Origin of the sequence: Thermodesulfovibrio sp. 3462-1 (genome assembly GCF_040451425.1) — a bacterium.
Classification (GTDB): Bacteria; Nitrospirota; Thermodesulfovibrionia; order Thermodesulfovibrionales; family Thermodesulfovibrionaceae; genus Thermodesulfovibrio; species Thermodesulfovibrio obliviosus.
In genome coordinates this window covers 1,802,099-1,818,996 of record NZ_CP144374.1, presented here as the reverse complement: position 1 = coordinate 1,818,996, position 16,898 = coordinate 1,802,099, and the positions used below count along the sequence as shown (strand labels likewise).

Below are 16,898 nucleotides of genomic sequence, written 5' to 3'. Positions count from 1 at the left end.
TTTTCAACAACTTTTTAACATTTGTTAAAAACTTTACTGTTAAAAGCCTGTTAAATTAAAAACTTTTTAAATTCAAAGAGTTTTATCCTTAGTGCCAATTTTGAACCTTTTCATTATATCCTATAATTAACAAACTGAGCAATAAATTGTTAAAAACTCTAAATTTATTAACATAACTTTTATAGTTAAAATCATTTTAATCATTAATTGTTAAATTTGTTAAAAAACCATCCTAAATTTTAAACATTCAAAACTTTTACAAAAGAAGCAAAAAAACAATTTTAAACATAATAAACATCTCTATAACTACTTCAAAAAAACTAAAATAAAAAATTTAAGAAACTGAAGCAAACTTTTTAAGATATGTCTCAATAAAAATATCTATATTTCCATCTAAAACTTCTTCAACATTATAAACTTCTATATTTGTCCTGTGGTCCTTTATTAACCTGTAAGGATGAAGCACATAAGACCTTATTTGATTTCCCCAGGCTATTTCTTTTTTATCACCTACAATAGATTTAATCTTGTCTTCCTGCTGTTTCTGCAATAAAGCATAAAGTTTAGATCTCAAAATTTTCATTGCAATTTCTCTATTTTTATGTTGAGACCTTTCAGTCTGACATGTAACAACAATTCCAGTTGGAATATGAACAATTCTTACTGCAGAAGAAACTTTATTTACATGTTGTCCACCTGCTCCAGAAGCTCTAAAAGTATCAATTCTTATATCATCATCTTTTATTTCAACCTGAATATCATCTTCAATTTCAGGTAAAACAGACACAGCTGCAAAAGAAGTATGTCTTCTTTTATTAGCATCAAAGGGTGAAATCCTTACAAGTCTATGAACTCCTGATTCTGATTTTAAATATCCATAAGCATACTGTCCTTCAACAGTAAAAGTAACATCTTTAATTCCAGCTTCTTCACCTGCTTGTAAATCAATAATTTCTACTTTAAAACCTTTCTTTTCAGCCCACCTTAAATACATACGAAAAAGAATTTCAGCCCAATCCTGACTTTCTGTTCCACCAGCTCCAGGATGAATTGAAACTATAGCATTATTTTTGTCATGCTCTCCATTAAGTAAAAGCTGAATTTCAAGATTATCAATCTGGGATTTTATATTCTCTATCTCGCTTTCTAAATCTTTTAAGAGAAGATATCCTTCTTCTTCAGATTCAGCAATACTAAAAGCTTCTTCAAGATACAAAAATCGGTCAGTAATATTTTCAATGGGTTCAATTACTTCTGAAAGTCTATTTTTTTCTTTCTGAATTTTCTTTATTTTTTCTATATTCTGCCAAGTTTCTTCTTTCTGAAGCTCTTTATTCAGATCCTCAAGTCTTTTTTTAAGCTTATCTATCTCAAAGACAACCTCTTAAGGAAAAAATTCTCTCTTTAGTTTCTTTTAAAAGAACCTTTAAATCTTCATATGTAACCATCTTTTACCCCCAAATCTTACATTTCCTATAACAAAAATTAAAGAAAATACAATACAGAAATAGGCAAATATATCTCCATATTTTGTATAAAAACTTAATTTTTCATCTCCTTGAATATCTTCAACTAAATAAGTTCTTTCAAATAAAGCTGTCTTATTTATAATTCTTCCTTTACTGTCTATAAAACCTGAAATCCCAGAATTAGCTGCTCTTATTAAAGGCTTTCTATTCTCAATTGCCCTAAATACTGCCATAGAAAAATGCTGATACGGCCCTCCAGTGTTTCCAAACCATCCATCATTTGTAATATTTACAATAAATTGTCCACCTTTTTGATAAAATTTTCTTACCTGTCCAGGGAAAATACTTTCATAACAGATTAAAGTTGCAAATCTTCCAAACGGTGTAATTGCTACAGTATAGCTGTCTCCAGGCTTATAATCTCCTATTCCAACTGTTAATTTGTTAATGAAAAATAAAATTTTTCTTAAAGGAACATATTCTCCAAAGGGTACTAAATGTATTTTATCATAATAATAAGCAATTGTTCCATTTGGATCAATTAAAACAGCACTGTTTGTGTAATTATCCTTCTGTCTTTCCATTATGCTTCCAAAGAGCAAATATATATTTTGCTGTTTAACAAAGTTTATTAAATCTGAAGTAAAGTATTTATTTTTTTCAAACACAAAAGGAACCGCTGTTTCGGGCCATACAACAAGCTGTGGATTATATGCTTTAGCTTTTATTGTAAGGTCTTTATAGATATTTAAAATCCCATTTACTTTATTAAAATCCCATTTTTCATTTTGAGGTATACTTCCCTGAATTATAGCTGCTTTAAATTGTCTACCACTAACTGGTTCATAAAGTTTTTTTATTCCGTAACCTATACAAAAAACAAAAATTATTAAAACCATAATTATGTTTATAATGCTTGGAATGTATGATAAAAGAGGATATTGAGCTTTTTTTTCTTTAAAGCTCCATAAATCAAAAATAAAACAGTTAAAAAGTACAACAAGATATGAAATTCCGTAAATTCCTGTAATATCAGCAATTTGCGAGATTATTAAAAATTTATACTGGCTATAACCTATCACTGCCCAGGGAAATCCTGTAAAAAGATAACTCCTTAAAACTTCAAGACTAACCCATATAAAGGGAGCATAAAATGATGTTGGTAAATTATTTTTTAACAAAGTTTTATATATCAGAGAAAAAAAAGCAGGATACAGCGCAAGATATAAACTGAGTAATCCAACAATAAAATAACTTAAAAGCAAAGGAACAGAGCCGTAATAGTAAAGAGAATGATATATCCAGTAAATATTTCCTAAAAAATAAAAAAATCCGAAAATCAAACCTCCTTTAAACACAGTTTTATAATCTTGAGCTCTGTTTAAAAAGAAAAAAAATGGTAAAAAAGAAAACCATGCAAGAAAAAATAGATTAAAAGGAGCAAAGCTTAATACCAGTGCAAAAGCTGATAAAGCTGATAAAAAATATTTTTTAATTGTTTTAATTAAATCAAGTTTTAACTCTTTTATAAAATCTGGCCACAACATTAGATATTTATGTTATCATAAAAATTGAATTTATGGTTACAATTATTATACCAGCAAGATTTGCTTCTACAAGATTTCCTGGAAAAGTTCTTGCTCCTTTAAAAAATAAACCAATTATTCAGCATGTATATGAAAAAGCAAAAGCCTCTCAGCTGGTTGATGAAGTGTTTGTAGCAACAGATGACGAAAGAATATTTCAATGTGTTACTGCCTTTGGTGGAAAAGCTATAATGACATCAAAAAAGCATCTATCAGGAACTGACAGAATTGCTGAGGCAGTTGATATTTTAATAGAGGATGGATATAATTTAACCAATAAATCAATTATAATTAATCTTCAAGGAGATGAACCCTTGATAAAGCCTCAAATGATTGACCAGCTTGTAAATATTATGAAAGAAGTTTCTTATTCAAATAAATTTATTGGAACTCTGGCAAAAAAAATTTATGATGAAAGGGAGTTTCAAAATCCAAACATTGTAAAGGTTGTTTTTGATGAAGCAGGCTATGCTCTTTATTTTTCTCGCTGTCCAATACCATTTGACAGAGAAAAATATTTAAAAAGAGTTTCAACCAATGATTTTATGTATAAACACATAGGAATTTACGGATATACAGTTGAAATCCTTAAAAATTTTATAAAACTTCCACAGTCAAGACTGGAAAAAATAGAGGCTTTAGAACAATTGCGAGCACTTGAAAATGGAATAAAAATAAAAGTAGGGGTAACAGAATATGATTCATTTGGAATAGATACTCCTGAAGATCTGGAGGTAGCTGAGCAATGCCTAAATACATATTTATAACCGGTGGAGTAGTATCAGCCTTAGGGAAAGGAATAGCAGCAGCTTCAATTGGTGCACTCCTTGAGGCAAAAGGTTTTAAAGTTACAATTCAGAAACTTGATCCATATATAAATGTTGATCCAGGCACTTTGAGCCCTTTTGAGCATGGAGAAGTTTATGTGACTGATGATGGATGTGAGACTGATCTTGACCTTGGACACTATGAGAGATTTACTAATTTAACAACCACACATGTTAACAATTATACCTCTGGAAAAATTTACTACAATGTTATATCAAAAGAAAGAAGAGGTGATTATCTTGGCCATACTGTTCAGGTTGTCCCCCATGTTACAGATGAGATAAAACAGGCAATTAAATCAGCAGCTGGAGAACTGTTTGATATAGTTATTGTAGAAGTAGGTGGAACCGTCGGAGATATAGAAGGACTTCCTTTTCTTGAAGCTATAAGGCAGTTTAGATATGATGTTGGTAGAGAAAATGTCTTATATATTCATCTTACATTAGTTCCATATGTAAAAAGTGCTGGAGAACTCAAAACAAAGCCAACTCAGCACAGTGTTAACAGTTTAAGAGCAATAGGAATTCAGCCAGATATTCTTCTTTGCAGAGCAGATCGCCCATTACCACATGCACTTAAGAAAAAAATAGCTCTTCACTGCAATCTTGATTTTGACTCTGTTATCTCTGCTCATGATGTTGAGACTGTCTATGAAGTTCCTTTGAATTTTAAACAGGAAGGACTTGACTTGCTAATTGAAAAAAAACTTGGTTTACCTCATAGATTGAGCGATTTAACCGAATGGGAGAATGTGGTTCAAAGAATTAAGAATCCTAAAACAGAGGTCAATATAGCTGTTGTTGGTAAGTATGTTGGATTAAAAGACTCTTATAAAAGTCTAAATGAAGCATTGATTCATGGTGGAATAGCCAATGAAGCAAGGGTTAACATTTTATGGGTAAACTCAGAAGATATAGAAAAAGATGGAGCAAAAATACATCTTTCAGAAGCTCACGGTATTCTGATTCCAGGAGGATTTGGTACCCGCGGTATTGAAGGTAAAATTGAAGCTATAAGATATGCAAGGGAGAACAAAATTCCTTTTTTTGGAATATGTCTTGGGATGCAGACTGCTGTAATAGAGTTGAGTAGAAATCTTGCACGACTCAATAGAGCTAATTCTACAGAATTTGACCCTGATACAGAACATCCTGTTATTTATTTAATGGAAAGATGGTTTAATCCAAGAACTGGAAGGTATGAGGTTAGAACAATTGATTCGCAAAAAGGTGGAACAATGAGACTCGGAGCATATCCATGTGTCTTAAAAGAAGGAACAAAAGCCTATGAAGCTTATAAAACGAGAGAAATCTCAGAAAGACACAGACATAGATACGAGTTTAATAATAAATATATACCCATACTTGAAGAAAAAGGTGTTGTTTTTAGTGGCACATCTCCTGATGGTCAGCTTGTAGAAATAATTGAATTTAAAGAACATCCATGGTTTCTGGGGTGTCAATTTCATCCGGAGTTTAAATCAAAACCTTTCCGACCTCATCCTTTATTTAGAGAATTTATAAAGGCATCTTTAAAGGGAAAACATTCTCTTTTCAGTTCTTTTGAATAAAAAAAGGGCGGATTTAACCGCCCTTGGACAATTTTTAATATTAAATTCTACTCTATAACCTGTTTTTGCCCATATTTGTCAAATACTGCTTTTTCTTTAACAGTGATTGCGATTTTATAAAGCACTGTTATTACAAGTGCTCCTACTGACCATACACCAGCAGCCACAAGAAACTCATTCAGAGCTATCCATGCTTCTGTGACTCTGTCAAAAGGATTTGGAATGAAACCACTAACCACAAAGGCAAATCCTTTGTCCATCCATATAGAGAAAAATACACATGCAGCAGCAATTACTTTGGTTACATTCCACTTTCTTAAAGGTGGGAATATGAATATAATTAATCCAATAAAGGCAAGCAGTGTGGATACAGCCATCCATGGAACAAGTCTGTTATGTCCTTCAAGTCCCTGATAAAGATATATTAATGGTTTCATGTGATCTGGAATCTGGCTATAGAAAGCAGTGAAGAATTCAAGCCCTATAAAAAATAAATGAATGATTAAAGCATAGGTAGCTATTTCTGCAAGTTTATTAATTGCCTGCTGACCAGGGTCAAATTTTGAAACCTTTCTGATTATCATGCTGAGAATTATAAGAAGACTTGGACCTGCTGCAAAGGCTGTTGCAAGAAAGTGAGCTGCCTGAAGAGCTGTCATCCAGTGAGGTCTTCCAGGTAAGCCTGCATAAAGGAAAGCTGTTACTGTATGAATTGAGGGTGCCCAGAGTATTGCCCAGTATATAAATGGTTTAATCCATTTTGGTGGTGGAGCACTTTTTTTCTCAGCATGTAGCACTGTCCATCCACAAAGAAGGTTAAGAGATAAATAGGTTATAAGGACCACCATATCCCAGAAGATTATTGAATGGGGTGTAGGATGAAGAAGAACATTCCATACACGGGAAGGCTGTCCCATAATAACAAAAACTGAAAGCATTGCTATAAGAACACATCCTACAGCAAGAAACTCTCCAATTACAGCTATTCTTCCAAATACCTTATAGTTGTGAAAGTAATATGGTAGCACTACCAAAACAGCAGAAGCAGCAACACCTACAAAGAAAGTTAACTGACCAACATGAAAGCCCCATGTTACATCTCTACTTAATCCTGTTGTAAAAGCTGCACCAATGTGGTGTTCTCTCATCCAGCATATAAAACCAATGAGTATCATTGTTATTAAAAAAGATACCCAGATCCAGTATCTTGGTCTGCCTTTTAACGCTAAATCAAGCATCTTTTACCTCCCATTAAATTATGTAGAAAACCATAGGCTGTGTGCCGAGTTCAACTTTTCGGCGAATAACTATGTTTTCAGCTATAACTTTTCTTATCTCAGATTTAGGATCATAGAGATCACCAAAGAGGATTTTACCTTCAGAAGCCTCAACACAGTATGGAAGGAGTCCTTTGTCAATTCTTTCATTACAGAATGTGCATTTTTCTACAACTCCAAGGGTTCTTGTTGGATACTCAGGATTTAATTCTTTAATATAGTCTCTTGGTGGAAGGAAGTTGTAGTTTCTCGCACCATAAGGACATCCTGCCATACAGAATTTACATCCTATGCAACGATGCATATCCTGCATTGTGATTCCATCAGGTCTTTTAAATGTTGCTTTAACAGGACATACTCTGACACAAGGAGCATTGTCACAGTGATTGCAGAGCAGTAAAAATTTTCTTTCTTTTACTTCTTTTGATATGTATTGCTCAGCAGTGCCTGCGAAAGTGTGTTCATAGTCATCTGTCCATATCCATTTTACTTCATGAAGAGGATTGGCAATTTCAGGAACATTATGAGCTTTATGACATGCTCTTATAACCTTTTCAAAGTCTTCCTGTGTTTTAAACTTCCTTGTATCAATTACCATTGCCCATCTTTTTCCTTGTAGCGCCTTGATATCTTTTAACACCTTTTGTCCTGGCTCTTTTTCCAGTGCATTAATTGTAAAGGCACTACCTAAACCAAGCAATGATGAAAAAGCAGCTATTTTCAAAAAGTCTCTTCTTGTAATCATTTTAACCCTCCCACCTTAGGCTCAATATGACAATCCCAGCAATAGGGTTTCACATTCACATAATTGTGACATTCATCACAGAATTTCTCTTTGTTGGAATGGCACTTCATACAGGTATTTTGAAGACTTATATTGTATTGCTTTCCATCTGAAGCAATATAAATCCTTTTGCCTTGTCTTGTAGCATAATCTTTCCATGAATAAAGAATTTTTATATGCATCTCTCTCATGTATTGTTTTGGTTCAATACATTGTTTCTTTTCCATTTTCTGTATTTCAGGAGTATCAATGCTTGGTTTAGGCTCTACATAAGTCTTTCCAACACTCATTGTGAAAGGAAGAGTCACAATCACTACAAAAACTATTAATCCAAGAATTATTTTCCATCCATCATACATTTTATTGTTCCTCCTTTCCTGGTAGTGGCTCCATCCTTAAATTCATTGTTCTTTCCTTTTCACCCTTCATTATCATTGCATTTGCTACAAGCTCTGTAACTCCAGTTACTCTTACACCAGGAACCCAGTAATCCATAAGAGGTGGTAAAGTTGCTCTATCAATTGCACATATACATGCAAGCATGTTTACCCCAAATTTCTCATGAACATATCTTACAGCATTTGCTCTTGGGAATCCTCCTCTCATTCTTAATTCCATAATTTCACCTGCATTTAATCCAGCACCACCGCCGCAGCAGAATGTTTGCTCACGTATTGTTTCATCAGGCATCTCATAAAAGTGATTACATACATTTTTAATGATATATCTTGGCTCTTCAAGTATTCCCATAGCACGAGATGGGTTACAGGAGTCATGGAATGTAACTATAAGATTGTCGTTTCTTGATTTGTCAAATTTAAGAACTCCATGCCTGATAAGGTCTGCAGTGAACTCACTTATATGAACAATTTTATTTGATTTAGCATTTTCAAACTTTGTTCCTGTAATTGGTGAAACAGGCTCTTCAAGAAAATCAACAGGTCCATACCATGTATTATGATATTGATGCCAGACTCTCCACATGTGTCCACACTCACCACCAATTATCCATTTAACTTTAAGCCTCTTTGCCTCTTCATAAATTTTTGTATGAAGTCTTTTAGCCATTTCATGGGATGTAAAGAATCCAAAGTTTCCACCCTCTGATGCAAAGGTGCTCCATGTATAGTCAAGTCCTATTTCATGGAAAAGCATCATGTAACCCATGCAGGTATATATTCCAGGGTCTGCAAATAGGTCTCCTGAGGGTGTTACAAAAAGAATTTCTGCTCCTTTTTTGTTTATTGGTGGGTCAATTTTGATTCCTGTGATTTCTTCTATATCATTACACATGAACTCAAGAGTTGATTTCATTGTATGAGGCTCAAGTCCAAGATGGTTTCCAGTTCTGTAACAGTTTGCAACAGGACCTGATATCCAATCAATATTCAGTCCAAGAAGATTGAGAAGCTCTCTCGCAATTATTGTTATTTCTGCTGTATCAATTCCATAAGGACAGAAGAGGGAGCAACGTCTACACTCTGTGCATTGATAGAAATAATACCAGAGTTCTTTTAAAACATCAAGATCAAGGTCTCTTGCTCCTGCATTCCTTCCAAAGAGTTTTCCACCAGTGGTAAAGTATTTTCTGTAAACTGACCTTAGAAGTTCTGCTCTCAGAACCGGCATGTTTTTCGGATCTCCAGAACCTATAAAGAAATGACACTTATCAGCACAGGCTCCACATCTTACACATATGTCCATGAATACATGGAATGTTCTGAATCTTTCAAGCCTTTGTTTGATTCCTTCAATTACTATTTTTTTCCAGTCTTCTGGAAGTTTCCAATCTGGATCAGTTGGATGAAAATCTCTTGCATTTGGAAAATCAACATATTCAAGGTTTTTTCCTTTTGCACCGTAACAGTAAAAACCAGGCTTAAATTCTACAGGTAAAGTATCCATCCACCATCTGGATGGCATCTTTTTTAAATTAACTGTTGAGATTAATTCTTCTGGTTTTGGTAATCCCATAGTCTCACTCCTTTTCTACTGGTATTCCAGCTTTTTTCATTTTTTCTCTAAATTCATCTTCATATTCTTCATAATGACGATGCTTAACTGGATAATCCCATGGATTCACATGCCTCTTCATTCTGTTGTTATTAGCAAGATTTCTTGTAGGGCTTAAAAATACACCACCCATGTGCATGAGTTTGCTGAATGGGAAGTAAGCAAAAAGAACACTTACAAGGAAAAGATGAATGTAAAAGAGACTTCCTATTCCCTCAGGCACGGTGGGCTTAAGATAAGCTAAGCCTAAGGCAAGTTCTTTTATGCTTGTTATGTCAACTCGAGCAAAATATCTCATCAGAATACCAGTTGTAACTATTCCAATTATAAGGAAAAGTGGAAAGTAATCAGAAGGCAAAGAAATATATTTTACATGAGGATTAAATATTCTTCTTCCTAAAAGATAAAGAAGAGCAGCAGCTATTATGATATCTGTCATATAAAGCATAGGAAGACCAATCTGCCAGAAAGAGTCAACAGAGTCAATTATAGAGACACACCAGGGAGTTTGAGCTACAAAGAATCTCAGATGCCTGATAAGTATAATCAGAAATGAATAATGAAAAGCTATTGCTCCAAGCCACAGCCATTTGTTTGAACCAATATAGAGCTTTCCATTGAGTATTTCAGCTTTTGTGTTTCTGAAAAGGGATCTGAAAAAAGCAATTTCAAAAAACATTCTTAATGCCACACCCCAGCCAGTTGCAGGATTGTCAATCTTGCTGTACTTAATCCATGGAAGAGAAAATTGCTGTCCTGCAGTTGTTGGGATTCTGAAAGGAACAGGTGATTTTCCCCATTTGACCACCCTATAGATAAATCCAATGATGAAAATTAAGACTGCAGCATAGGGAAAAACGATTGCGAATAAACTGTCCAGCCCTAAAATATCAGTGCCAATATAGGCGAAAATTATTAATCCTAAAACTGCTATAAAAGCTAATCCTATACCCATTTCACCCTACCTCTCTTTATAATTTTTTTGTTTTTTCTACAGTTTCATTTTCAATTTCTGAAACAATATTGTATTTCTTAAGAATCCACCAGGTTCTGTCAATCAGCTCCTTTGCTTTTAAGTCATAGATTTTTTCACGATACTTCATAAAAATATCAAAGGCAACGAGAGCAAGAGAATCAATTTGTGAAAGAAATTCTAAGAGTTTGTCAGGTGCAATTTCTTTACTGAGTTCCTCATATACTGCCTTTTTGATAAAAAAGATAAATCCCACTGCCTGAGAAGGGCTAAAATCCTGTACAGCTCTTATTTTGATAATCTCTTCCAGGGGAAGGATAAAACTATCAAGAGATTCATCGTTGATTAATCTATCAATAATATCCTGAATTCCTTGATAAATGGTATAACCAACAGGATTGGTAAACTGTTTTTTCTTTTCTTTGAAAAAAGCCTGCGTATTTTCTGGATAAGTTGAGATAGTTAAATTAAAGGATTTTTCAATTATGCTCTCCTTTTTCTTTGAAAGGAGGTCATTAATGGTCATTTTTTTCTCCTGTAAATTTTTAATCTTTTAGGTTAATATCTCCCCCTTTCAAAAAACAAAAGGGACAGTTGCCTGTCCCTTTGTATTAGAAATTATACGCATCCTGTTGGTTTTGGAAGACCAGCATATCTACAGGCTTGTTTTGCTGGCCCATCTGGGAAGAGACTATAAAGATACTTTGTGTTTCCTTTCTCAGGTCCAAACATCTTAGCCATTTCTTTAACAAGAATCTTGATCATCGGTGCAATCTGATATTTCTGATAATAATCTCTTAAGAAGTTAACAACTTCCCAGTGGTGCTCAGTAAGTGTAATTCCATCCTGTTGAGCCATATACTCTGCAAGCTCTGGTGACCAGTCATCAAGATTCTGAATGTAACCGTCCTCATCAATCTCAATTTGCTTTCCCTTAAATTCAATGTAAGGCATTTTCTAACCTCCTTTTAGTTTTTTTGCAAATATTCTAACTTCTTTAGAAAAAGAATTTCAAGTCATATTTGCATTTAATAAGGTAAAACAACTTTAAAGTATAATGAGTTTTGAAGTCAAATAAATTTAGTTTATAATTTTATAAAAATTTTTCAGCTTTAAAGATTTTAAGTTTAATTATATTGCCCCTGGTATAAACCGATAACATTAGTTCTTTAATATCTTCTGGAACAGGGACAGGACTTTTAATTTTGTTAATTAAAATTGCCGTAAGAGCTCTGACTTCATCTTTTTCATGATGTAGAAGATTTTGCAATTCATTATCATTTATTAGAATGTATTTATTTAAATCAACTTTTTTTGAAAGCTTAATCATACTTCTTAAGACGCTTTCAAGAAAGCTTTCTTCTTGTCTTTGTGACCAGAGGATTGGAATTATATCATCAAAGAGCGAAGGCTCAGCATAGATTATCTCTCCAATTAATTCAGCTGCTCTCCATCCTGTGCCTCCTGATTCATCTGTCATTGACCACAAAAGTTTTCTTATAGTATTTCTTAATGTCTCTATATCCTGAGCTTCAATATATGCCTTTGCTACATGTCCCATCGCTTCAACTGCTTTCCATGATAGGATATTTTCTTTATCATATGATAATGAAAATATCCAGCGGAATATGTTTTTATCCTGTAAAGATGCTTTTTCAATTGTTTCAAAATCATCTTTTTCCAGAAGAGAAATAAAGTCTTTTCTGTTCATTTTAATTTTTTCTTGCATTCTTGTTCTTACTTCCTTTGTTATTGCTTTGATGAAAAAAAGTTTTCCGCTGAAAAGAAAGCTTTTAATATACACATACTGATGAGTTCTCAGATCATAATCTCTTTGTCTTATTTCATAGTTTACACCTAATTCAATGTTATCTATGCCCTGGGGTGAGGCAATAAACATAGCATTTACTAACGCTTCTCCCTGATTATGTCCTGTTGGTTCACATACATATATGGCACCACATTCGCATTCACCATAAATTATTTCACCAAATTCAGTCATCCTTTCCTCTGGAGGCAAGATCATTCGTCCACAAAAAAGACAGGTAGGCAAATCTCTTTTATACATTTTTCATCTCCTTATAAGATTTTGCTTTTTTTAAAATACCTTCAATCCAATGAGGACATCCAAGAGCATGAATATGAACATATGTTCCAAGCGTATTTTTATAACAGGCACCATCCATTCCATCAATTATGCCTTGTCCTCTTTTCATTTTAAAACACATTTTCGGTATCTCCTCGTAATCTATAACTTTTGAGTAGTGAAATTCGTGTCCTTTTATTTCTGTTTCAGGATTAAAAAATGGATTGCCCTTTTCTGCTATTGCAACTGTATATCCGTGTGCTTGAGGTTTTTTAAACATTTTAAGTGTTAAAGGAAAAACTCCTGTCATTGGAAAACTTCCTTCTTCAGTAATTAGAATTTTACAGAGATACATTAATCCACCGCATTCAGCATATATTGGAAGCCCCATTTCTGATTTTTCCTTGATGTCATGCATAAGAGAAGAATTTTTAATAAGATATTTAACATTGGTCTCTGGAAAGCCTCCACCAATATAAAGAGCATCAATATCCGGTAAGGCTCTATCTTCTAAGGAGTTAATTAAAACAATAGAAGCTCCTGTTTTTTTAAGTTCTTCCAGGTTTTCTTCATAATAGAATTGAAAAACTCTATCTCTTATAACGCCGATTTTTAATCCCTTTCCATCAAAAGATTCTGAATCTTCAATAAGATTTAAATACAATGGTTCAACTTCTTTTGCGATTTTGATAATTTTTTCTATATCAATATAGTGAGAAGCTTTTTCTATAAACTGTTTTGCTTCTTTGAGTTGTTCATGTTCATGGTGGGGTAAAAGCCCCATATGTCTTTCCGGCATTTTAATATTTTTGAAACGAGGAATTGAACCAACAATTTCAATATTACAGTATCTTTCTATTGATTGTTTAATAATTTTTTCATGTCTTGCATTGGCAACCTGATTCAATAAAACCGCCTTTATTGGAACTTCTCTGTCAAAATTAACAAAACCCTGAATAATCGCAGCTACTGAACGAGTTATTTTTGTGCAGTCTACAAGTAAAATAACAGGACATTTTAAAAGTTTTGCCAATTCTGCTGAAGAAACTGTGCCTTCAGTATCAAGTCCATCATAAAGTCCTCTATTTCCTTCTATGACAGAGATATCTCCTTTTGCTCTTTCAATAAAAGATTTAATCACTCTTTCAGGAGGAATCATGAATGTATCAAGGTTGTAACATGGATTTTTTGAAAAAAGACTTAACCAGCCACTGTCTATATAGTCAGGACCTTTTTTAAAGGCAATGACATTTAATCCTTTATTAACAAGAAGTGAGATTACTGAAAGAGCTACAGTTGTTTTTCCTGCTCCACCACGAATGCCTGCTATAAGAATTCTTGGATACATTTGACAGAAACCTCTAAGCTAAAGTATCATGAAAATCTATGTATTTTCAAGATATAATTTTTACACTAAACAAATACTGGGCAGAAAAAGGATGTGTGATACTGCAGCCCTATGACATTGAGGTTGGAGCAGGAACTTTTCATAGTGCAACTTTTTTTAAAGTTCTGGGCACAGAGCACTGGCGTACAGGATATGTTCAACCATGTCGAAGACCTACAGATGGAAGATATGGAGAAAATCCAAATAGACTCGGACAGTATTATCAGTATCAGGTTATTTTAAAGCCATCACCTGCGAATTCTCAGGAGATTTACCTTGAAAGCCTGAAAGCTCTTGGTATAGAGCTTAACAGGCATGATATAAGATTTGTAGAAGATGACTGGGAATCTCCAACTCTTGGTGCATGGGGACTTGGATGGGAAGTATGGCTTGATGGAATGGAAATAACTCAGTTTACCTATTTTCAGCAGGTAGGAGGAATTGATTTAAATCCTGTTTCTGTTGAAATAACCTATGGGCTTGAGAGAATTGCCATGTATTTACAGGAAGTAGACAATGTGTTTGATATTAAGTGGAATGAAAAATTTACCTATGGACAGATTCATCGTGACTCTGAAATAGAATTCTCCTATTTTAATTTTGATTATTCTGATCCAGCATTAATAAAAAAACATTTTGATGATTTTGAAAAAGAATCAAGAAGAATGCTTGATTTGGGGCTTCTTTTGCCTGCCTATGAATTCTGTCTTAAGTGTTCTCACATGTTTAATCTTCTTGATGCAAGGGGAGTTTTATCAGTAGCAGAAAGAACGAATTATATAGCAAGGGTAAGGGCTCTTGCAAAGGCTTGTGCAGAATTTTATTTAAAAAAGAGGTCTACAAATGAATCTGCTTTTTGAAATAGGAGTTGAGGAAATTCCAGCAAGATTTATTCCGCAAGCAATCGAGCAATTGGAAGAAAACTCGGGGAAAATTTTTTCTCACTTCAGAATAAATATTGAAGAATTAAAGGTTTATGCAACACCAAGAAGGCTTACAATTAAGGCAAAGGTTTCAGAGGAACAAGCATCAGATGAAAGGCTTATATGGGGTCCTCCTGCTCATCATGCCTTTGATGAACAGGGAAAGCCAAAAGAGGCTGCCTATGCCTTTGCAAAAGCACAAAACATAGATGTTTGTCAATTAGAAATCAAGAAAAAAGGCAAAGGAAACTATGTTTGCGCTAAAGTCACACAAAAAGGAAAAAAAACAGAAGAAGTTTTGCCAGAGCTTTTAAAGGAATTATTCTTTTCCCTTAGTTTCCCAAAGATGATGAAATGGGGAAGTGGAACTATAAAATTTATAAGACCTGTACGATGGCTTATGTGTTTGTATAATGATAAAGTAGTTTCATTTGAGATAGACGGCATAAAAGCAGAAGAAAAGACCTACGGGCACAGATTTCTTACTGAAAATTCAATATCTTTATCAAAAATACAGGATTATGAAAAAGCTCTTAATGAAGCCTTTGTAATCGTTGATCAGAAAGAAAGAAAACAGATAATAATCAGTGAAGCTCAAGAGCTTGCAAACAAAGTAAATGGAAAAGTTCTGCTGGATGAAGAGCTTCTCACAGAAGTAAATTATCTTGTTGAGTTTCCTAACTCAGTTTTATGTGAGTTTCCTGAAGAATATTTAAGTCTTCCCGAGGAGTTGCTCATTACAGTTATGAAAGATCATCAAAGATACTTTGCAGTTACTGATTTTAATGGAAAACTGAAAAATTATTTTATCGTAGTAAGTAATACAATAAAAGAAAATGAAGATAATGTTAGAAAGGGTGCTCAAAAGGTTATAAAAGCAAGATTTGAAGATGCAAAGTTTTATTATGAGGAAGACATTAAAAAGGGATTGGATAGTCTTGTTGAGGCAACAAAGGGCATAGTATATCACGAAAAACTTGGAAGCCTATATGATAAAAGCTTAAGAATTTTAAAAATAGCTGAAAGAATTGCTCAAAAAGTTTTACCCAACAAGATTGACTCCCTCCGAATTGCTGCCAGATACTGTAAAGCTGATCTTGCCAGTGGGGTTGTTGGAGAGTTTCCAGAACTTCAGGGAATAATGGGTGGATATTATGCAAAAGCAGCAGGACTAACACAGGAAGTTGCAATGGCAATTAAAGAGCATTATCTTCCAAAGAGTTTTACAGATGCTCTGCCTTCTACAGAAGAAGGTTGTCTTCTAAGTTTAGCAGACAAACTTGATCATATTGCCTCGTTTTTTTATCTTGGACAGATTCCTTCAGGGACAGAAGATCCCTTTGGTTTGAGAAGGGCAGCAAATGGAATTTTATCCATACTATTAAGAAAAAAATATCCTTTAAGCATTGAAGATTGTGTTGATACAATAGAGAATTTTGTTGATGAAAATATAAAGAAGCAGATTTCAACTTTTATTGCTCAAAGATTGGAAAGCTATTTTGAGAGTTCTAATTATGGAGTAAATTTGATAAAAACAATCACTGATTTTATTCTGCTTCGTCCTGTTTATGAAGTTGAACAAAGGCTTCAGGCAGTAAAATTATTTTATGAAAGACAAGATTTTGATTCTTTTTTTCTTGCAGTAAAGAGAGTTTCAAATATTATTAAAAATTATGAAAAATTTGAACTAAATCCATCTGTTTTAATTACACAAGAGGAAAAAAATCTTTACAATGCAATTATAGAAAAAAAAGACCAGCTAAAGGAATATTTAACAAAAGCTCAATTTCTTGATGCCTTAAATTGTCTTAATATTCTTACCCCATTTATAAACAACTTTTTTGATAGAGTGCTTGTTATGGATAAAGATGAAAATATCAAAAGAAACAGACTTGCGCTCTTGCAGGAGTTGGCTTTGCTGTTGAAATCTATTGCTGACCTTTCAAAGCTTTATTAATTGTTGTATTATATAAATATGAAAAAACACGGCAAGCCTGTTATA

15 protein-coding genes are annotated in these 16,898 nt (G+C 33.5%); 4 read left to right on the top strand and 11 right to left on the bottom strand.

Annotation, left to right across the window (positions count from 1 at the left end):
• Positions 1 to 334 precede the first annotated feature (334 nt).
• Positions 335 to 1,448, bottom strand: a protein-coding gene (gene prfB, locus V4D31_RS09470; protein ID WP_353686192.1) for a peptide chain release factor 2 whose coding sequence is annotated in 2 segments (ribosomal slippage) — positions 335 to 1,372 and positions 1,374 to 1,448 — 1,113 coding nt in all. Because the reading frame shifts where the segments join, the coding sequence is not laid out codon by codon here.
• The gene (lnt, locus tag V4D31_RS09465; protein WP_353686191.1) at positions 1,427 to 3,016 is read right to left on the bottom strand and encodes an apolipoprotein N-acyltransferase; all 1,590 of its coding nucleotides are present in this window, start codon (positions 3,014 to 3,016) and stop codon (positions 1,427 to 1,429) included. The genes prfB and lnt overlap by 22 nt, the downstream gene beginning before the upstream one ends.
• A 32-nt stretch (positions 3,017 to 3,048) precedes the next feature.
• On the opposite strand from lnt, the gene kdsB reads away from it, so the two are divergent.
• Complete coding sequence (kdsB, locus tag V4D31_RS09460; protein WP_353686190.1) at positions 3,049 to 3,822, top strand: 3-deoxy-manno-octulosonate cytidylyltransferase; 774 nt, start codon at positions 3,049 to 3,051, stop codon at positions 3,820 to 3,822.
• Positions 3,801 to 5,453, top strand: a complete 1,653-nt coding sequence (locus tag V4D31_RS09455; RefSeq protein WP_353686189.1) for a CTP synthase — start codon at positions 3,801 to 3,803, stop codon at positions 5,451 to 5,453. The genes kdsB and V4D31_RS09455 overlap by 22 nt, the downstream gene beginning before the upstream one ends.
• Positions 5,454 to 5,500: 47 nt before the next feature.
• Here the strand turns inward: V4D31_RS09455 and dsrP are convergent, their stop codons facing one another.
• The 9 genes from dsrP to V4D31_RS09410 all read right to left on the bottom strand — a co-directional run bounded on the left by dsrP (position 5,501) and on the right by V4D31_RS09410 (position 13,934).
• Positions 5,501 to 6,691: a sulfate reduction electron transfer complex DsrMKJOP subunit DsrP gene (dsrP, locus tag V4D31_RS09450; RefSeq protein WP_353686188.1), complete on the bottom strand. Its 1,191-nt coding sequence runs from the start codon at positions 6,689 to 6,691 to the stop codon at positions 5,501 to 5,503.
• A 13-nt stretch (positions 6,692 to 6,704) separates the two neighbouring features.
• Complete coding sequence (dsrO, locus tag V4D31_RS09445; protein ID WP_353686187.1) at positions 6,705 to 7,475, bottom strand: sulfate reduction electron transfer complex DsrMKJOP subunit DsrO; 771 nt, start codon at positions 7,473 to 7,475, stop codon at positions 6,705 to 6,707.
• Entirely contained in the window at positions 7,472 to 7,873 is a 402-nt protein-coding gene (gene dsrJ / locus V4D31_RS09440) for a sulfate reduction electron transfer complex DsrMKJOP subunit DsrJ (RefSeq protein ID WP_353686186.1), read from the bottom strand. Before dsrJ ends, dsrO begins: the two co-directional genes overlap by 4 nt.
• A gap of 1 nt (position 7,874) precedes the next feature.
• Positions 7,875 to 9,488: a sulfate reduction electron transfer complex DsrMKJOP subunit DsrK gene (dsrK, locus tag V4D31_RS09435; protein WP_353686185.1), complete on the bottom strand. Its 1,614-nt coding sequence runs from the start codon at positions 9,486 to 9,488 to the stop codon at positions 7,875 to 7,877.
• 4 nt (positions 9,489 to 9,492) lie between these two features.
• Entirely contained in the window at positions 9,493 to 10,482 is a 990-nt protein-coding gene (gene dsrM / locus V4D31_RS09430) for a sulfate reduction electron transfer complex DsrMKJOP subunit DsrM (RefSeq protein WP_353686184.1), read from the bottom strand.
• A gap of 16 nt (positions 10,483 to 10,498) precedes the next feature.
• Positions 10,499 to 11,026 carry an RsbRD N-terminal domain-containing protein gene (locus tag V4D31_RS09425; protein ID WP_353686183.1) on the bottom strand — a complete coding sequence of 176 codons (528 nt, stop codon included), beginning with the start codon at positions 11,024 to 11,026 and terminating at the stop codon, positions 10,499 to 10,501.
• A 92-nt stretch (positions 11,027 to 11,118) separates the two neighbouring features.
• Entirely contained in the window at positions 11,119 to 11,454 is a 336-nt protein-coding gene (locus V4D31_RS09420; protein WP_353686182.1) for a TusE/DsrC/DsvC family sulfur relay protein, read from the bottom strand.
• A gap of 139 nt (positions 11,455 to 11,593) precedes the next feature.
• Positions 11,594 to 12,502: a DVU0298 family protein gene (locus tag V4D31_RS09415; protein WP_353686181.1), complete on the bottom strand. Its 909-nt coding sequence runs from the start codon at positions 12,500 to 12,502 to the stop codon at positions 11,594 to 11,596.
• Positions 12,503 to 12,560: 58 nt separating this feature from the next.
• Positions 12,561 to 13,934 (bottom strand): cobyrinate a,c-diamide synthase, encoded by a 1,374-nt coding sequence (locus tag V4D31_RS09410; protein WP_353686180.1) that lies wholly within the window; start codon positions 13,932 to 13,934, stop codon positions 12,561 to 12,563.
• 38 nt (positions 13,935 to 13,972) lie between these two features.
• Here V4D31_RS09410 and V4D31_RS09405 point away from each other — a divergent pair, with 38 nt between their 5' ends.
• A complete protein-coding gene (locus V4D31_RS09405) occupies positions 13,973 to 14,833 on the top strand; it encodes a glycine--tRNA ligase subunit alpha (protein WP_353686179.1) in 861 nt (286 codons plus the stop codon).
• The gene (gene glyS / locus V4D31_RS09400; RefSeq protein ID WP_353686178.1) at positions 14,817 to 16,853 is read left to right on the top strand and encodes a glycine--tRNA ligase subunit beta; all 2,037 of its coding nucleotides are present in this window, start codon (positions 14,817 to 14,819) and stop codon (positions 16,851 to 16,853) included. Before V4D31_RS09405 ends, glyS begins: the two co-directional genes overlap by 17 nt.
• Positions 16,854 to 16,898 lie beyond the last annotated feature (45 nt).